We start from the raw sequence: 14,500 nt of genomic DNA on the forward strand, positions 1-14,500 counted from the left end.
GGCGGTCACCCGCCTCCGGAGCCGGAGGACGAGCAGCCGAAGCCGCCGCGGTCGACGGCCTGGCTCTTGCTGAACGTACCGCTGTCGGCGTAGCCGCCGGACTTGCGGTCGGCGCCGTAGTACCAGCGGGCCGACGACGTGCCCGATGTGCCGGATGAACCGGACGAGCCCGACGAAGACGTGCTCTTGCACGCCTTGGAGTCCAGCACGCGATAGCCGCGCGACACGTCGTAACTGTTCGGATCGACGCAGCGTTTGTCCGGCTCGGACCCGCACGAGGTGAGGGCGGCGGCGAGGACGCCCATGCCGCCCAGGACGACCGTGCTGGACCGGAATCTACGTCGTGAGGCGTTCTGTCCCATTCTTCTTCCCCCGTCGTACAACCGTGTGCCCGGCTGTTCGTTCCACGATAGACCCGGGCACCGACAGCGCCCCGGACCCCCTCAGTCCGCTGGCGGCAGGGACCTCAGCAGCGCCTCCAGGACACCGGGGAAGGTGTGGTCGGCGGGGGTCCCGTAGGCGACGATCACGCCGTCGGGACCCTCGGGCGGGAGGGGCGGCGCGGCGGCGTGGCGGTAGCGGCTCAGCCCTTCCAGGGCCAGCCCCTGCCAGTGCGCCGCCTGGAGCGTGGACTGCTCGGTGCCGGGCGGGAGTTCGAGGACGACGTGCAGCCCGGCGGCGATGCCGGTGACCCGGATGTGCGGGGCGTGCTCGGCGAGCGCGGCGACGAGCCGGTCGCGGCGGCGCCGGTAGCGCAGCCGCATCGAGCGGACGTGGCGGTCGTACGCGCCGGAGGTGATGAACTCGGCGAGCGTCAGCTGCTCCAGGGTGCCCGTGCGCCACTCCCCCGTCGACTTGGCCCGCACCACCTCGGCGGCCACGTCCTCCGGCAGCACCATCCAGGACAGCCGCAGGGCGGGCGAGAGCGACTTGCTCGTGGTGCCGCAGTAGACGACGCGGTCCGGGGCCAGGCCCTGGAGCGCTCCGACCTGCCGTCCGTCGTACCGGAACTCGCCGTCGTAGTCGTCCTCCACGACCAGGCCGCCGGTGCGCCCGGCCCACTCCACGACGGCGGTCCGGCGGTCGGGGTGGAGGTGGACGCCGGTGGGGAACTGGTGGGCGGGGGTGAGGAGGACCGCGCCGACGTCCCGCCGCCCGTCCAGCCCGGTCACGTCGGCGCCGCGGTCGTCGACCGGGATGGGCACCTGGCGCAGGCCCGCCCGGGTGAACACGTCGTGGTGTTCCCAGAAGCCGTACGACTCGACCGCCGCGGCACGCGTCCCGCGCCGCCGCAGGACGCCCCCGAGGAGGGCGAGGCCCTGCATGAAGCCCCCGCAGACGACGATCCGCTCGGGCTCGGCCCGTACGCCCCGGGCCCGCGCCAGGTACTCGGCGAGGGCCGTGCGCAGCTCGACGCGGCCGCGTACGTCGCCGTATCCGAACGCCTCGTTGGGCGCGGCGGTGAGCGCGCGCCGGGCCGCCGCGGCCCAGACGGTGCGCGGGAAGGAGGAGATGTCCGCGGTGCCGGTGCGCAGGTCGTGCAGGGGGCGCGCGGGCGGCCGTACGAGCCCCCCAGCGGACGCGGACCGGACGGGGGATCCGGAACGGGCAGGGGCTGCGGGCCGGACCGCCGGTGCCTGGGCCACTCGGGTGCCCGAGCCCTGCCGGGCGGTGAGCCAGCCCTCGGCCACCAGCTCGCCGTACGCGTCGGCGACGGTGTTGCGGGCCATGCCGAGGTCGCCGGCGAGGGAGCGGGAGGACGGCAGCCGGGTGCCGGGGGTGAGCCGGCCGGAGCGCACGGCGTCCCGCAGCGCCCTGACCAGCGCGGCTCGCACCCCGCCCGGCCCGGACAGGTCGAGGTGCAGATCAGCGCCGGAGGCCGTCCCGCCGCGCCCGGATGCGGCCGGATCGGCAGAAGTGGCCCACGTTTTCTCCATGGAAGTGGACCATACCCGTGGGCCGCCCCGGCCGTAGGGTCGAAGACATGACGGAGACCACGAAGAACACCGCGCACACCGGCACCCACCAGCACGGCCCGCGGATGGAGTACGCGCAGGCCGCCCCCAACGTCTACAAGGCGATGTACGCCCTGGAGCGGGCCGCCGTGGAGGGCCTGGACCACACCCTCGTCGAACTGGTCAAGATCCGCGCCTCGCAGCTCAACCACTGCGCGTTCTGCCTGGACATGCACACCAAGGACGCCCGCAAGGCCGGCGAGTCCGAGGACCGCATCTACCTGCTGAGCGCCTGGCGGGAGGCGACCGGCTACTACACGGAGAAGGAGCAGGCGGCGCTCGCCCTCACCGAGGCCGTCACCGTCATCACCGACGGCTTCGTGCCGGACGAGGTCTGGGACCAGGCCGCCGACATCTTCGACGAGAAGGAACTGGCCCAGCTCATCGCCGTGATCGTCGCGATCAACGCGTGGAACCGGTTCGCCGTGACCACCCGCGCGGTGCCCGGCGCCTACCAGGCCCGCTGATGACGGCCGCGGCGTTCCGCGCCCTGCACCACGGCCGGCCGGCCGGCGACCCGCTGGTCCTGGCCGGCCCGTGGGACGCGGGCAGCGCCCGCGCCTTCGCCGACGCCGGCTTCGCCGCGCTGGCCACGCCCAGCGCGGCGGTGGCCGCGTCGCTGGGCATGGCGGACGGTGACGTTCCGGCGGCGGAGATGTTCGCGGCGGTCGCCCGCGTCGTCCGGGCCGTCGACGTGCCCGTCTCCGCCGACCTGGAGGACGGCTACGGACTCCCGCCCCGGGAGCTGGTCGAACGCATCCTGGAGTCCGGCGCGGTCGGCTGCAACCTGGAGGACACCGACCGGGCCACCGGACGGCTCCTCGACCCGCGCGCGCAAGCCGACCGGCTGGCCGCCGTCCGCGCGGAGGCCGGGGACGCCCTGTTCCTCAACGCCCGGATCGACACCTACCTGCGCGGCGCCTCCGACGAGGACGCACGGGAGCGGGCCCGGCTGTACGCGGCGGCCGGCGCGGACTGCGTGTACCCGATCATGGCACCCGAGGAGGCCCTCGCCGGAATCGCCGCCGCGTCCGGCGTCCCGGTCAACGCCCTGTCCGCGCCGGACGCTTCGGCCGTCCGGCGGCTCGGCCCGCTGGGCGCCGGGCGGATCACCTTCGGCAAGGGGATGTACGTGCGCGCGATGGCGGCGGCGGGCGACGTCGCGAAGGGGCTGCGGTCGGCGTGAGGCCTCCGGGGCGCGAACCGCCCCGCGTAGGCCGTTCCCCCTTCGGCGGCCGGCCATCGGCGTCCGGCCATCGGCGTCCGGCCATCGGCGTCCGGCCGGACGACGAAGCCGGCCGGACGACGGGCACGTAGGCGGAGCGGCCCCCGCACTCGAGGGTCCCGCCACACCTACGCAAGGGCCGAAATCCGCCACCGCGAGGGGCGGTTATCGTGACCCGATGCACCTGATACCCGAAGCCTTCGCCCAGTCGACCGCCGGCCGGGAGGGCGACGCCGGGCGTGCCTGGCTCGACCGGCTGCCCGGCATCGTCGAGGAGCTGCTCGGGCGGTGGCGCTGCGTCCGGGACGGGTCCGTCGTCCACGGGCAGGTCGGCGTCGTCGTCCCCGTGCGGCGGGCCGACGGCGCGCCCGCCGTGCTGAAGGTGTCGTTCCCGCACCCCGGGAACGTCCACGAGCCCGACGCCTTCGCCGTCTGGGCCGGGCGCGGCGCCGTCCGCCTCCTCGAACGGGACGACGCGCACTTCGCGATGCTGCTGGAACGGGCGGGCACCGGCTCGCTCGCAGAACTCCCCGACGCCGACGAGGCCATGGCGGCCGCCGGCCGGCTCGCCCGGCGGCTGGCCGTCCCCGCGCCGCCCGGCCTGCCCCGGCTGCGCGAGCGGGCCGGGGTGTGGGCGGAGGAACTGGCGGCCGACGACGTCCGGTTGGGTCATCCGCTGCCCGCCGCCGTGCTCGGGGCGGCGCTCGCCACCGTCCGCGAGCTGGTCCCCGACCAGCCCGACACGCTCGTCCACGGCGATCTGCACGCCGCCAACGTGCTGCGCGGCGAACGAGAGCCGTGGCTCGCCATCGACCCGAAGGGCTTCGTCGGCGACCCGGCCTACGACGCGTTCACGCTCCTGCGCAGCCGGGCGGCCGACCTGCTCACCGCCCCCGACCTGGGCGCGGCACTGCTCCGCCGCCTCGACGTGTTCGCCGAGGCGGCGGAGCTGGACCGGGAACGGACGTTCAGGTGGGCGCAGTTGCGCTGTGTCCAGGCTGCGCTCTGGGGGCGCGACCACGGAGACCCGGAGTGGCTGGTGGGGATGTACGACCATGTGGCCGGGCTGCTCAGCCGCTAAAAGGTCAGAGCCACTTCTTCCACACCTCCGGGTGCGCCTTGACCCACTTCGCCGCCGCCTTGTCCGCCGGCAGCTTGTCCTCCGCCATCAGCTGGGCGACCTCGTTCTGGTCCCGCTTCGTCCAGCGGAAGTTCTTCAGGAAGCGGGCCGCGTCGCCGCCCTTGCGGGCGAAGTCGGCGTTGAGGAACTTCTTCAGCGGGGTGGTCGGGTAGGCGCAGTCGACGGAGTCGGGGTCCGACTCGCCCTTCGTCCCGCAGGCGTCCGAGTACGGCGGGAGCTTGACCTCCACCATCGGCACCTCGTTGAACAGCCACTGCGGCTCGTACCAGTACGTCAGGAACGGCTTGCGGTCCTTGGCGAACTGCTTGATCTGGGTGATCTGCGCCGCCTCGGAGCCGGCGAAGACGACCTGGTAGTCGAGCTTGAGGTTGTCGACCAGCGCCTTGTCGTGGGTGACGTACGACGGCGAGCCGTCGAGGAGCTGGCCCTTGCCGCGGCTCTCCGGGGTCTTGAGCTGCGCCGCGTACTTGTTGAGGTTCCGCCAGTCGGTGACGTCGGGGTGGGCGTCGGCGAAGTACTTGGGGACCCACCAGCCGATGTGGCCGGTGACCCCGAGGTCGCCGCCGTCCGCGACGGTCTTCTTGTCGCTGACGTACCGCTTCTCCTGCTCGGGGTGGCCCCAGTCCTCCATGATGGCGTCCACCCGGCCCTGGCTGAGCGCGTCCCAGGCGGGGACCTCGTCGACCTGGACGGTGTCGACGCGGTAGCCGAGCTCGTGCTCCAGCAGGTACTGGGCGACGGCCGTGTTGGCGCGGGCGCCGACCCAGGACTGCACGGAGAGCGTCACGGACTTCGTACCGGCCGCGTTGGCGTACGGCGAGCCCTGCTTGGTCATGTCGGCCGCGCCGCAGCCGGTCAGGGCGAGGAGGCCGAGCGAGCTGAGTGCGGCCACCCCCGCGATCCACTTACCGCGCATCGCGCGCTCCCTTCGTCGGCTGGGTGACCCGGTCGAGCATCAGCCCCAGGCAGGCGATCGAGGCGCCGGCGACGAGGCCGGTGGCGAGGTCGCCGCGGGCGAGGCCGAAGACCACCTCGTAGCCGAGGCCGCCGCCGCCCACCAGGGCGCCGATGATGACGACGGACAGGACGAGCACCACGGCCTGGTTGACGGCGAGCAGCAACTCGTCGCGGGCCAGCGGGAACTGGACCTGGAGCAGCTGCTGCCGGCCGGTCGCGCCCATGGACGTCGACGACTCCATGGCGCGCGGGTCGGCCTGCCGCAGCCCCTCGCCCGCGATGCGGATGACGGCGGGCAGCGCGTAGACGACGGCCGCCGCGGCGGCGGGCGCCCGGCCCACGCCGAACAGGGCGACCACCGGGATGAGGTAGACGAACTGCGGCATGGTCTGGAACACGTCCAGCACCGGCCGCAGCAGCCGCTCGGTGCGGCGGCTGCGGGCCACCGCGACGGCGGCGGCGAAGCCGAGGACGAGCGTGACGGCGACGGCGGCGAGCACCTGCGAGAGGGTGTCCATGGCGCTGTCCCAGCGGCCGAGCACGCCGATCGCGGAGAGCGACAGGACGGCCGTGAGGGTCGTGCGCCAGGTGCCGATGGTCCAGGCCAGGGCGGCGACCAGCAGGACGGCGCCCCACCAGGGCAGCGCCTGGAGGCCGTCGCGCAGCGGGTCGAGGACCCAGCCGGTGTAGTGGGCCGCCCAGTCGGCGGTGCCGCCGATGCCCGGGATGCCCGAGTAGAGGTGGTCGACCATCCAGTCCTTCGCCCGGTTGACGGGCTCGGTGACGGCGACGGTCCAGCCGCGCGGCCAGTCGTGCGAGCGGGTCAGGGCGAAGCCGGCGACCAGCGCCGCGGCGAGCGCCCAGCCGACCGCGGGGTGGCCGCGGCGGACGGGGGTGCCGTCGGAGCCTCCCGAGGTGGTGCGGTCGAGGACGATCGCCAGCAGCACGATCGGGATGCCGGCGGCCAGCGCGGCGCCCACATCGACGGTGGAGAGCGCCTGGTAGACGCGGTCGCCGAGGCCGTCCGCGCCGATGACGGAAGCGATGACGGCCATCGAGAGCGCCATCATGATCGTCTGGTTGACGCCCAGCAGGAGCTGCTTGCGGGCCATCGGCAGGCGTGCCGTCACCAGCCGCTGCCACCCGGTCGCGCCCAGCGACTCCACGGCCTCCATGACGCCGGCGTCGGTCGAGCGCAGGCCGAGCGCGGTGAGCCGGGCCATCGGCGGCGCCGCGTAGACGACGGTGGCGAGGACCGCGGGGGCCACGCCGATGCCGAAGACGAGGACGACGGGCAGCAGGTAGGCGAAGGCGGGCAGCGCCTGCATGGTGTCCAGGACGGGCCGCAGCACGCGGAACGTCCGGTCGGACAGCCCGGCCGCGAGGCCGAGGAGCGCGCCGACCAGGACGGACGCGGCGACGGCGACGGCCATCAGCGCGAGCGTCCGCATCGTCGGCACCCACATGTCCAGCAGGCCGCAGACGGCGAACGACGCCACGGCCGTCACGGCGGCCCGGACGCCCGCGGCGCGCCAGGCCACCAGCGCGGCGCCGGCCGTCACGCCGGCCCAGCCGAGGGCGAGCAGCACGACGTAGACGAGGTGCACGGCGCCGATGATGACGTTGCTGATGTGACCGAAGAAGTACAGGAACAGCCAGTGGCTGTCACGGTTGTCCACGATCCAGTCGCCGGCCGAGCGCAGCGGCTCGTCGAGCGAGACGGTCAGCGCGTGCGGCCAGCCGCCGCTTCCCCACGCCGCGTGGGCGAAGGGGGCGAGGACCAGCCCGGCCACGGCCAGGGCCAGGACCTTGCGGGCGGCCGGGCGGCGGAGAAGCGCCCGGAACCGGGCGGTGTCCGGGGCCGTGGCCAGGGTGGAGGCGGGGGTGGTGCTGGTGGTGCTCATGCGGCCGCTTTCTCCAGGCGTCCGCCGCGCTGTGGACCGTCAAGCCCCGCGACGACGTTCAGGAGGCACTTGAAGTCGACGATCCCCACGCAGCGGCCCCCGTCCAGGACGCGGGCGGGCTTGCCGTCGCGGGCGACGACGTCGATGGCCTCGGCCACGGTCGTCCCGGCCGTCACGGTGGGCCCGGTGTCCCCGCGCGCCTCGCCGAGGGTGGCGGGGCGCATGGCGCGCCGGACGGTGAGGACCTGCTCGCGGGGGACGTCCTGGACGAAGTCGCGGACGTAGTCGTCGGCCGGGGAGCCGACGATCTCCTCGGGGGTGCCGCACTGCACGACCCGGCCGCCGCGCATCAGCGCGATCCGGTCGCCGATGCGCAGCGCCTCGGAGAGGTCGTGGGTGATGAAGACCATCGTCCGGCCCTCGTCCCGGTGCAGCCGGACGACCTCCTCCTGCATGTCGCGCCGGATCAGCGGGTCGAGTGCGCTGAACGGCTCGTCGAACAGCAGGACTTCGGGGTCGGCGGCGAGGGCGCGGGCCAGGCCGACGCGCTGCTGCTGGCCGCCGGAGAGCTGGCCGGGGCGGCGGGCCTCCATGCCGGCCAGGCCCACCTTGTCGACCATCTCGGCGGCGCGGGCGCGGCGTTCGGCCTTGGCCATGCCCTGGATCTCCAGGCCGTAGGCGACGTTGTCGAGCACGGTGCGGTGCGGCAGCAGGCCGAAGTGCTGGAAGACCATGGCGGCGCGGTGGCGCCGCAGTTCGCGCAGGGCGTTCTTGTCCATGGAGCGGACGTCCTCGCCGTCGATGGCGATGCTGCCGCTGGTGGGCTCGATGAGGCGGGTGAGACACCGGACGAGCGTGGACTTGCCGGAGCCGGAGAGGCCCATGACGACGAAGACCTCGCCCGGCCGGACGTCGAACGACACGTCCCGGACGGCGACCGTGCAGCCGGCCTTCTCGCGCAGCTCCTCGGGGGTGAGGTCGGCGAGGTCGGTTCCGGGGACGCGGTCGGGGCGGTGGCCGAAGACCTTCCACAGGTTGCGGACGGAGAAGACGGGGGCGGCGGTGCCGCCGGGGTCGGGGGCGCGGTCGGTGGCGGAGGCCGGGGCGATGCCGTCGCCCCTCTCGGCCGCCGTAGCGCGGCCGGACCCGGCGGCAGGCTTCGCCTCGGCCTCGGCGGCGGCGTGCCCGGCCGCCTCGGTGGCACTTCCGGCCTGACCGGCGGCGCCGTCGCCTGCCGGCTCGGCGGCGGACGCCTGCTCGGCCGGGGCGTCGGCCGGGCGCGAGGGCCCGGCATCGGCGGGCCGTGCGGACCCCGCGTCAGCGGGCCGCGAGGCCTTGGTGGCGTCGGTCCGCGAGGACTCCGCTTCGGCGGCGGACCCCGAAGCCCCAGTGGCGGCCGTCCGCAAGGACTCCGCGTCAGCGGACCCCGAGGACTCGGGGCCGGCCGGCTTCGCGGCCGCGGTGTGGGCGGCCCGCGAGGCCCCGGTCGCGGCCGTCCGCGAAGACCCCGCGTCAGCGGAGCGCGAAGCCCCAGTCGCGGCCGTCCGCGAGGACCCCGCGTCGGGCGTGCGGTTGACGGTGTCGGTTCCGCTCACTGGCCGTCACCCCTCTCGGTCGGGCCCGACACAAGCAGTTCCGCGCACTTCTCCCCCACCATCAGCACGCCGATCATCGGGTTGACCGCCGTCATCGTCGGGAAGACCGACGCGTCGGCGATCCGCACCCCCTCCAGGCCGCGGATCCGCAGCTCGGGGTCGACGACGGCCTGGTCGTCGGTCACGGCGCCCATCCGGCAGGTGCCGGCCGGGTGGTAGACGGTGTGGGCGACCTTGCGGGCGTACTCGCTGAGCTCCTCGTCGGAGGTGATCTCCGGGCCGGGGCAGACCTCGCGCTTGAGCCAGCCGGCCAGCGGCTCGGTCTTCGCTATCTCGCGGGCGAGGCGGATGCCGTCGACGAGCGTGCGCGCGTCGTAGTCCTCCTCGTCGGTGAAGTACCGGAAGTCCAGGGCCGGCTTGACCTCGGGGTCGGCGCTGGTGAGGTAGAGGCGGCCGCGGCTGCGGGGCTTGGGGATGTTGGGGGTCATCGACACGCCGTGCGCGGGCTTCTCGTAGCCCAGGCGCTCGGGGTTGTCGGTGAACGGGATCTGGTAGAAGTGGAACATCAGGTCCGGACCGGTGGAGTCCGGGTCGCGGCGGACGAAGAGGCCCGCGTCGGAGTCCATCGCCGAGTTCTCGGGGATCGGCCCGTTCGTCTCCCAGACGATCACCGACTCGGGGTGGTCGAGCAGGTTCTCGCCGACGCCCGGCAGGTCGTGGACCACCGGGATGCCCAGCGCCTCCAGATCGGCCTTGGGGCCGACGCCGGAGTGCATCAGCAGCCGGGGCGTGTCGACCGCGCCCGCGCAGAGGATCACCTCGCGGCCGGCCTCGACCAGCAGCTCCCGCCCGTCCTGGGTCCGGGCACGGACGCCGGTCGCCCGGGTGCCGTCCAGCTCCAGCTTGTGCACCCAGGTCTCCAGCAGGATGCGGAGGTTGGGGCGGTCACCGGCCTCAATGTGGGGGTGGAGGTAGGCGACGGACGCGGAGGAACGCTTGTTGTTCTCGGGGTGGTACGCGAGGTCGAAGAAGCCGACGCCCTCGTGGAACGGCTCCGCGTTGAAGCTCGCCACGCGCGGCACGCCGGCGGCCTCCTGGGCGGCCTCGACGAAGTCGCGGGCGATGGCGTTCCGGTCCTTCTCGTCGACCGGGACGATGTTGTTCCGCAGCCGCTTGAAGTACGGGTCCATGGACGCCCAGTCCCAGCCCTCGGCACCCGCAGCGGCCCACTCGTCCCAGTCGCCGGGCAGCGGCTTGAAGGAGATCAGGGTGTTGTGCGAGGAGCACCCGCCGAGCACACGGGCGCGGCTGTGGCGGATGTGCGAATTGCCGCGCGGCTGCTCGACGGTGGGGTAGTCGTAGTCCAGGTCGCCACCGAGCAGACCGAGCCAGCGGCGCAGGGTGAGGACGTCGGGGCGGTCGATGTCCGTGGGACCGCCCTCGATGACGACGACGCTCGTGCCGGGGTCCTCGACGAGGCGGGACGCGATGACCGAGCCGGCGGTTCCGCCGCCGACGACGACGTAGTCAGCCGTGATCTTCTCAACTGCGGGGGGCATGCGGGAGTGCTCCTCTGGGGTGGAGTGGTCGCGGAAGGTACTGCGCTGGGTCGTGCTGTGTGCGTGGCTTGTGGCTTGGTGGGGGGTGAGATGTGGGGAGTGAGACGTGGGTGGGTCGAACGTCGGGGCAGGCGCCCGGCGGGGCGTCGGGGTGTGACGGGCCGGTCCCGCGCTCCGGGGGCGGTGCGTTCCGTCGCGCGGGCCGGGACTCCTGTCTTGCCGGCCTCGTCGGCTTCATCGGCCTCGTCGGCCTCAGCCTTCGTCGGCCTTGTCGACGATCTCGGCGGCCGGGCGCGTACCCCGCCGGGATGTGGCGGCGGTACGGCGCCCGGCACTTCACCGGTACGACGTGCGCGGATGCCGGAATCAGCCGGCGAACCAGCGCACGGGCGCGGGGGCGAGGTTCTGGTAGATGTGCTTGGCCTCCCGGTATTCGGCGAGCCCGGACGGCCCCAGCTCGCGGCCGGTGCCGGACTTGCCGAAGCCGCCCCACTCCGCCTGCGGCAGGTAGGGGTGGTAGTCGTTGATCCACACCGTGCCGTGCCGCAGCCGCCCGGCCACCCGGCGGGCGCGGCCCGCGTCCCGGGTCCAGACGGCGCCGGCGAGCCCGTACTCGGTGTCGTTGGCGAGCGCGACGGCCTCGTCCTCGGTGCGGAAGGTCTCGACGGTGAGGATGGGGCCGAAGGTCTCCTCGCGGACGACCTTCATGCCGCGCGTGCAGCGGTCGAGGACGGTCGGCTCGTAGAAGTAGCCGGTGGCGGGCCGGACGTCGCTGGGCTCGGGGCGGGCGCCGCCGCAGCGCAGGACCGCGCCCTCGGCGAGCGCGGAGGCGACGTACGCCTCGGTCTTCTCCAACTGCGCGGCGGAGACGAGCGGCCCGCACTCGACGCCCGGCTCGGTGCCCCGGCCGAGGCGGATCTTCTCGGCTCGGCGGGCGAGTTCGGCGACGAAGCGCTCGCGGACGGACGCCTCGACGATCAGCCGGGAGCCGGCCGAGCAGACCTGGCCGCTGTGGATGAAGGCGGCGTTGAGGGCCTGGTCGACGGCGGTGTCGAAGCCCTCGTCGGTGGCGCAGGCGTCGGCGAAGACGACGTTGGGGTTCTTGCCGCCGAGTTCGAGCGCGACCTTCTTCACGGTGGGGGCGGCGGCGCGCATCACGCGGGTGCCGCTGGCCAGGCCGCCGGTGAAGGAGACGAGGTCGACGTCGGGGTGCTCGGACAACCGGGCGCCGACCGGGTCGCCCGCGCCGGTCACGATGTTGGCCGCACCGGCGGGCAGTCCGGCCTCGACGAGGAGGCGGATCAGGTGCACGGTCGAGAGCGGCGTGACCTCGCTGGGCTTAATCACGAAGGTGTTGCCGGCGGCCAGCGCCGGGGCGATCTTCCAACTGGCCTGGAGCAGCGGGTAGTTCCACGGCGTGATCAGCGCGCAGACGCCGACCGGCTCGTGCACGACCACGCTGTGCACCTCGGGGCTGCCCGCGTCGACGACCCGGCCGCCACTCTCGTTCACCACGAGGTCGGCGAAGTACCGGAAGGCGTTGGTGACATCGTCGACGTCGACCCGGCCCTCCTCCAGCGTCTTGCCGGTGTCGCGGCTCTCGATGAGCGCGATCTCCTCACGGTCCCGCTGGAGCAGGTCCGCGACGCGACGCAGCAGCGCGGCGCGCTCGGCTACGGGCGTACCCGGCCAGGGGCCCTCGTCGAACGCGGCCCGGGCGGCGGCCACGGCGGCGTCCGTGTCCTCCGTCCCCCCTTCGGAGACCACGGCGAGGACCTTGGCGTCGGCCGGGTCGAGCACCTCCCGCTGAGCGCCGGAGGCGGCGGCACGCCACCTCCCGTTCACGTGGATCGTCTCGACTGACGACATGATCTCCCTCTGCTTCCGGTCTCCGTGCGGTCCCATCGACGGCCGGAGCACAGGGCCCAGAGCACAGAGCTCAGCCGCCAACGGGGCGCGCCTAACCGCATGCGGGACGCCCATGCCTCTTTTTGCTCATAGAGTGACCTAAGTCACTGCAACCACCTCGGTTTCATCGGGTCTGTTCCCCTTCCCGGCGGCTCATTCCGTGCAGGTCATCCGTGCGGGTCATCCGTGCGGGTCATCCGTGCGGGTCATCCGTGCGGGTCATCCGGGCAGGTCAGAAGTCGGGGCGGACGGCCAGCCGCCCGAGCGCCTCCGGCGCCGGGCCCGGGGCGAACTCCCACCCGGGGAGTCCGCCCCAGGCTATGGACGTCCTCAGGTACTCGACGAGCGTGATGCCCTTGCGGCCGATCACCCCGTACACCTCGGGATCGGCATGGGGATCGGGGAGGACGACGTCGTGGGTGCCGCCGCTGATGTTGGCCTTGTGGTACTCGTCGGGCGCGAGGGAGAAGAGGAACTCGGCGTCCTCCTCCTCGTCCTCCTCCGTGTACGCCTCCCACTCGTACCGCAGGTGCTCGGCGCCCGCGACGTCCAGCGGATCGGGGTAACCGGCGCCGGGCGGGCCCGTCCGGGGCAGGGGGCCCTCGTGGTAGTGCAGCCCGAGCACCGGGCAGTCGCCGAGGAAGGACACGTCGCCCACGGTCAGGAAGCTCGCCTTGAGCGCGGCGGGCAGCACGCCGACAACCTCCTCCATCGCGCGCACGAGGGCCGGGGTGCCCTCCGTGGGCGGCCGGTGCGGCGCTGTCCCCGCCGTGGCCGGGACGAACCCCAGCTCGGGCAGCGCCTCCGCGAGCCGGACCACGTGCCGCGCCACCCGTTCCATGGTGGCCGTGGCCACCGCCTCCACATCCTCCCGGAGCGCCCCGGGCACCGGCCCGAGCCCGCGCAGCTCGTCCCAGACCTGCTCGTGCTCACCCTGGCGCGCGTAGCGCGTGAAGAACGACGTCATGGCAGCACGTTAGGGCCACCCACTGACATCGCCCGCCGCCCGAGGAACCGGATGGCCATCTTCCGTCCGCACCCGCGAACATGGCCGCGTGAACAGAACGAAGAGACCCTCCGGACGCGCCGCCCTCCTGCCCCTGGGAGCGGCCCTGCTGACGCTCGCCCTGACCGCCTGCGGGGGTGGGGGCGGCGGCGAGGACACCGGCAAGGGCAAGGGAGACCGCGAGGTCGGAGGCGGGGACCACGACCGGCAGCGTCCCGCCGGGCTCGGCACGGTCCACGAGGACCGGATGCCGCCATACGACCCGGCGCGGCCGAACCCGCGCGACCGCACCGAGGGCACGCTCACCGTCCGGCACGGGGAACGCTTCACGATCGCGATGCGCGAGAGCGCGTCCGCGCGCCTGAACTGGAGCCTCGCCTCCCCGGGCCCCGACCGTGCCGTCGCGCGCCCCGCCGGAACCAGCAGCCACCAGACGGAGCGGGAAAGGGAGTTGATCGGCTCCAGCCACGCCCTGTACTTCACGTTCGAGGCCGTCGGCACCGGCACCACGCGCATCGTCCTCACCAACCGCTGCGGCTCCGACCGCACCGCCGGCTGCTACTCCCCGGAGCTCGCCCGGTCGGTCACGTACCCCGTGACGGTGCGCTGAGCCGGGGCCGGGCCCCGGCCGCCGAAGGACGGGACGTGGTGGGATACCCCCGTGAGCCGCCCCACCGAAGAGACCAACCGCCGGATGCTCCGCGCCCGGGACGCCATGGACCGCGCCTACGCGCAGCCGCTGGACGTCCCGGCGCTGGCCCGGATCGCCCATGTCTCGGAGGCCCACTTCATCCGCGTCTTCCGGGCCACGTTCGGCGAGACACCCCACCGCTACCTGCGGCGCCGCCGCGTCGAACGCGCCATGGCCCTGCTGCGCGACACCGACCGCAGCGTGACCGACATCTGCTTCGAGGTCGGCTTCGGCAGCCCGGGCACCTTCAGCCGCACCTTCCGCGACATCGTCGGCCGCTCCCCACGCGCCTACCGCAAGGAGGCGACGGCCGCGGGAGTGCCGACGTGCTTCGCGATGGCCTGGACGCGCCCGAGCGTCTGATTCCGAGCTCCCCTCCGCCTGCACGCCCGTCAGCCCTGAATTCACCACCCACGGCTTCCGCTTCGAGTCACCGATCCCACCCGCTCCCCCGTTCCGCCGTCGGGCAGCGACCGCTCGACGGCATCGCATGTGCCGT

Annotated in this window: 13 protein-coding genes; 5 read left to right on the plus strand and 8 right to left on the minus strand. The window is 73.8% G+C overall.

Features of this window, described 5'->3' with window-relative positions:
* Positions 1-5: 5 nt before the first annotated feature.
* A complete protein-coding gene (locus K7I03_RS12475; RefSeq protein ID WP_185941365.1) occupies positions 6-362 on the minus strand; it encodes a hypothetical protein in 357 nt (118 codons plus the stop codon).
* A gap of 81 nt (positions 363-443) precedes the next feature.
* Positions 444-1,937, minus strand: a complete 1,494-nt coding sequence (gene pdxR / locus K7I03_RS12480) for a MocR-like pyridoxine biosynthesis transcription factor PdxR (RefSeq protein WP_185941366.1) — start codon at positions 1,935-1,937, stop codon at positions 444-446.
* 47 nt (positions 1,938-1,984) lie between these two features.
* Between pdxR and K7I03_RS12485 the strand changes: the two genes are divergently transcribed.
* The 3 genes from K7I03_RS12485 (at position 1,985) to K7I03_RS12495 (ending at position 4,321) form a co-directional block, all read left to right on the plus strand.
* A complete protein-coding gene (locus K7I03_RS12485; RefSeq protein ID WP_185941367.1) occupies positions 1,985-2,482 on the plus strand; it encodes a carboxymuconolactone decarboxylase family protein in 498 nt (165 codons plus the stop codon).
* Positions 2,482-3,201, plus strand: a complete 720-nt coding sequence (locus K7I03_RS12490) for an isocitrate lyase/PEP mutase family protein (protein WP_185941368.1) — start codon at positions 2,482-2,484, stop codon at positions 3,199-3,201. The genes K7I03_RS12485 and K7I03_RS12490 overlap by 1 nt, the downstream gene beginning before the upstream one ends.
* 217 nt (positions 3,202-3,418) lie before the next feature.
* Positions 3,419-4,321, plus strand: coding sequence for an aminoglycoside phosphotransferase family protein (locus tag K7I03_RS12495; protein WP_185941369.1), 903 nt, complete (start codon positions 3,419-3,421; stop codon positions 4,319-4,321).
* A gap of 4 nt (positions 4,322-4,325) precedes the next feature.
* Here the strand turns inward: K7I03_RS12495 and K7I03_RS12500 are convergent, their stop codons facing one another.
* The 6 genes from K7I03_RS12500 to K7I03_RS12525 form a co-directional block, all read right to left on the minus strand.
* The gene (locus K7I03_RS12500) at positions 4,326-5,297 is read right to left on the minus strand and encodes an ABC transporter substrate-binding protein (RefSeq protein WP_185941370.1); all 972 of its coding nucleotides are present in this window, start codon (positions 5,295-5,297) and stop codon (positions 4,326-4,328) included.
* The gene (locus K7I03_RS12505; protein WP_224347017.1) at positions 5,287-7,242 is read right to left on the minus strand and encodes an ABC transporter permease; all 1,956 of its coding nucleotides are present in this window, start codon (positions 7,240-7,242) and stop codon (positions 5,287-5,289) included. Before K7I03_RS12505 ends, K7I03_RS12500 begins: the two co-directional genes overlap by 11 nt.
* The gene (locus K7I03_RS12510; RefSeq protein ID WP_185941645.1) at positions 7,239-8,351 is read right to left on the minus strand and encodes a quaternary amine ABC transporter ATP-binding protein; all 1,113 of its coding nucleotides are present in this window, start codon (positions 8,349-8,351) and stop codon (positions 7,239-7,241) included. The genes K7I03_RS12505 and K7I03_RS12510 overlap by 4 nt, the downstream gene beginning before the upstream one ends.
* 482 nt (positions 8,352-8,833) lie before the next feature.
* A complete protein-coding gene (locus K7I03_RS12515; protein ID WP_185941371.1) occupies positions 8,834-10,396 on the minus strand; it encodes a GMC family oxidoreductase in 1,563 nt (520 codons plus the stop codon).
* Between the two features lie 366 nt (positions 10,397-10,762).
* Positions 10,763-12,265 (minus strand): aldehyde dehydrogenase family protein, encoded by a 1,503-nt coding sequence (locus K7I03_RS12520; RefSeq protein WP_185941372.1) that lies wholly within the window; start codon positions 12,263-12,265, stop codon positions 10,763-10,765.
* Positions 12,266-12,536: 271 nt separating this feature from the next.
* Positions 12,537-13,271 carry a hypothetical protein gene (locus K7I03_RS12525; protein WP_185941373.1) on the minus strand — a complete coding sequence of 245 codons (735 nt, stop codon included), beginning with the start codon at positions 13,269-13,271 and terminating at the stop codon, positions 12,537-12,539.
* A gap of 88 nt (positions 13,272-13,359) precedes the next feature.
* On the opposite strand from K7I03_RS12525, the gene K7I03_RS12530 reads away from it, so the two are divergent.
* Positions 13,360-13,920 carry a protease inhibitor I42 family protein gene (locus K7I03_RS12530; RefSeq protein WP_185941374.1) on the plus strand — a complete coding sequence of 187 codons (561 nt, stop codon included), beginning with the start codon at positions 13,360-13,362 and terminating at the stop codon, positions 13,918-13,920.
* A 51-nt stretch (positions 13,921-13,971) separates the two neighbouring features.
* Positions 13,972-14,364: a helix-turn-helix domain-containing protein gene (locus tag K7I03_RS12535; protein WP_185941375.1), complete on the plus strand. Its 393-nt coding sequence runs from the start codon at positions 13,972-13,974 to the stop codon at positions 14,362-14,364.
* Positions 14,365-14,500 lie beyond the last annotated feature (136 nt).

Origin of the sequence: Streptomyces mobaraensis (assembly GCF_020099395.1) — a bacterium.
Taxonomy (GTDB): domain Bacteria; phylum Actinomycetota; class Actinomycetes; order Streptomycetales; family Streptomycetaceae; genus Streptomyces.

Coding starts and splice junctions, on each gene's coding strand:
- K7I03_RS12475 (WP_185941365.1), bottom strand. CDS start 362: ATGGGACAGAACGCCTCACGACGTAGATTCCGGTCCAGCACGGTCGTC.
- pdxR (WP_185941366.1), bottom strand. CDS start 1,937: ATGGAGAAAACGTGGGCCACTTCTGCCGATCCGGCCGCATCCGGGCGC.
- K7I03_RS12485 (WP_185941367.1), top strand. CDS start 1,985: ATGACGGAGACCACGAAGAACACCGCGCACACCGGCACCCACCAGCAC.
- K7I03_RS12490 (WP_185941368.1), top strand. CDS start 2,482: ATGACGGCCGCGGCGTTCCGCGCCCTGCACCACGGCCGGCCGGCCGGC.
- K7I03_RS12495 (WP_185941369.1), top strand. CDS start 3,419: ATGCACCTGATACCCGAAGCCTTCGCCCAGTCGACCGCCGGCCGGGAG.
- K7I03_RS12500 (WP_185941370.1), bottom strand. CDS start 5,297: ATGCGCGGTAAGTGGATCGCGGGGGTGGCCGCACTCAGCTCGCTCGGC.
- K7I03_RS12505 (WP_224347017.1), bottom strand. CDS start 7,242: ATGAGCACCACCAGCACCACCCCCGCCTCCACCCTGGCCACGGCCCCG.
- K7I03_RS12515 (WP_185941371.1), bottom strand. CDS start 10,396: ATGCCCCCCGCAGTTGAGAAGATCACGGCTGACTACGTCGTCGTCGGC.
- K7I03_RS12520 (WP_185941372.1), bottom strand. CDS start 12,265: ATGTCGTCAGTCGAGACGATCCACGTGAACGGGAGGTGGCGTGCCGCC.
- K7I03_RS12525 (WP_185941373.1), bottom strand. CDS start 13,271: ATGACGTCGTTCTTCACGCGCTACGCGCGCCAGGGTGAGCACGAGCAG.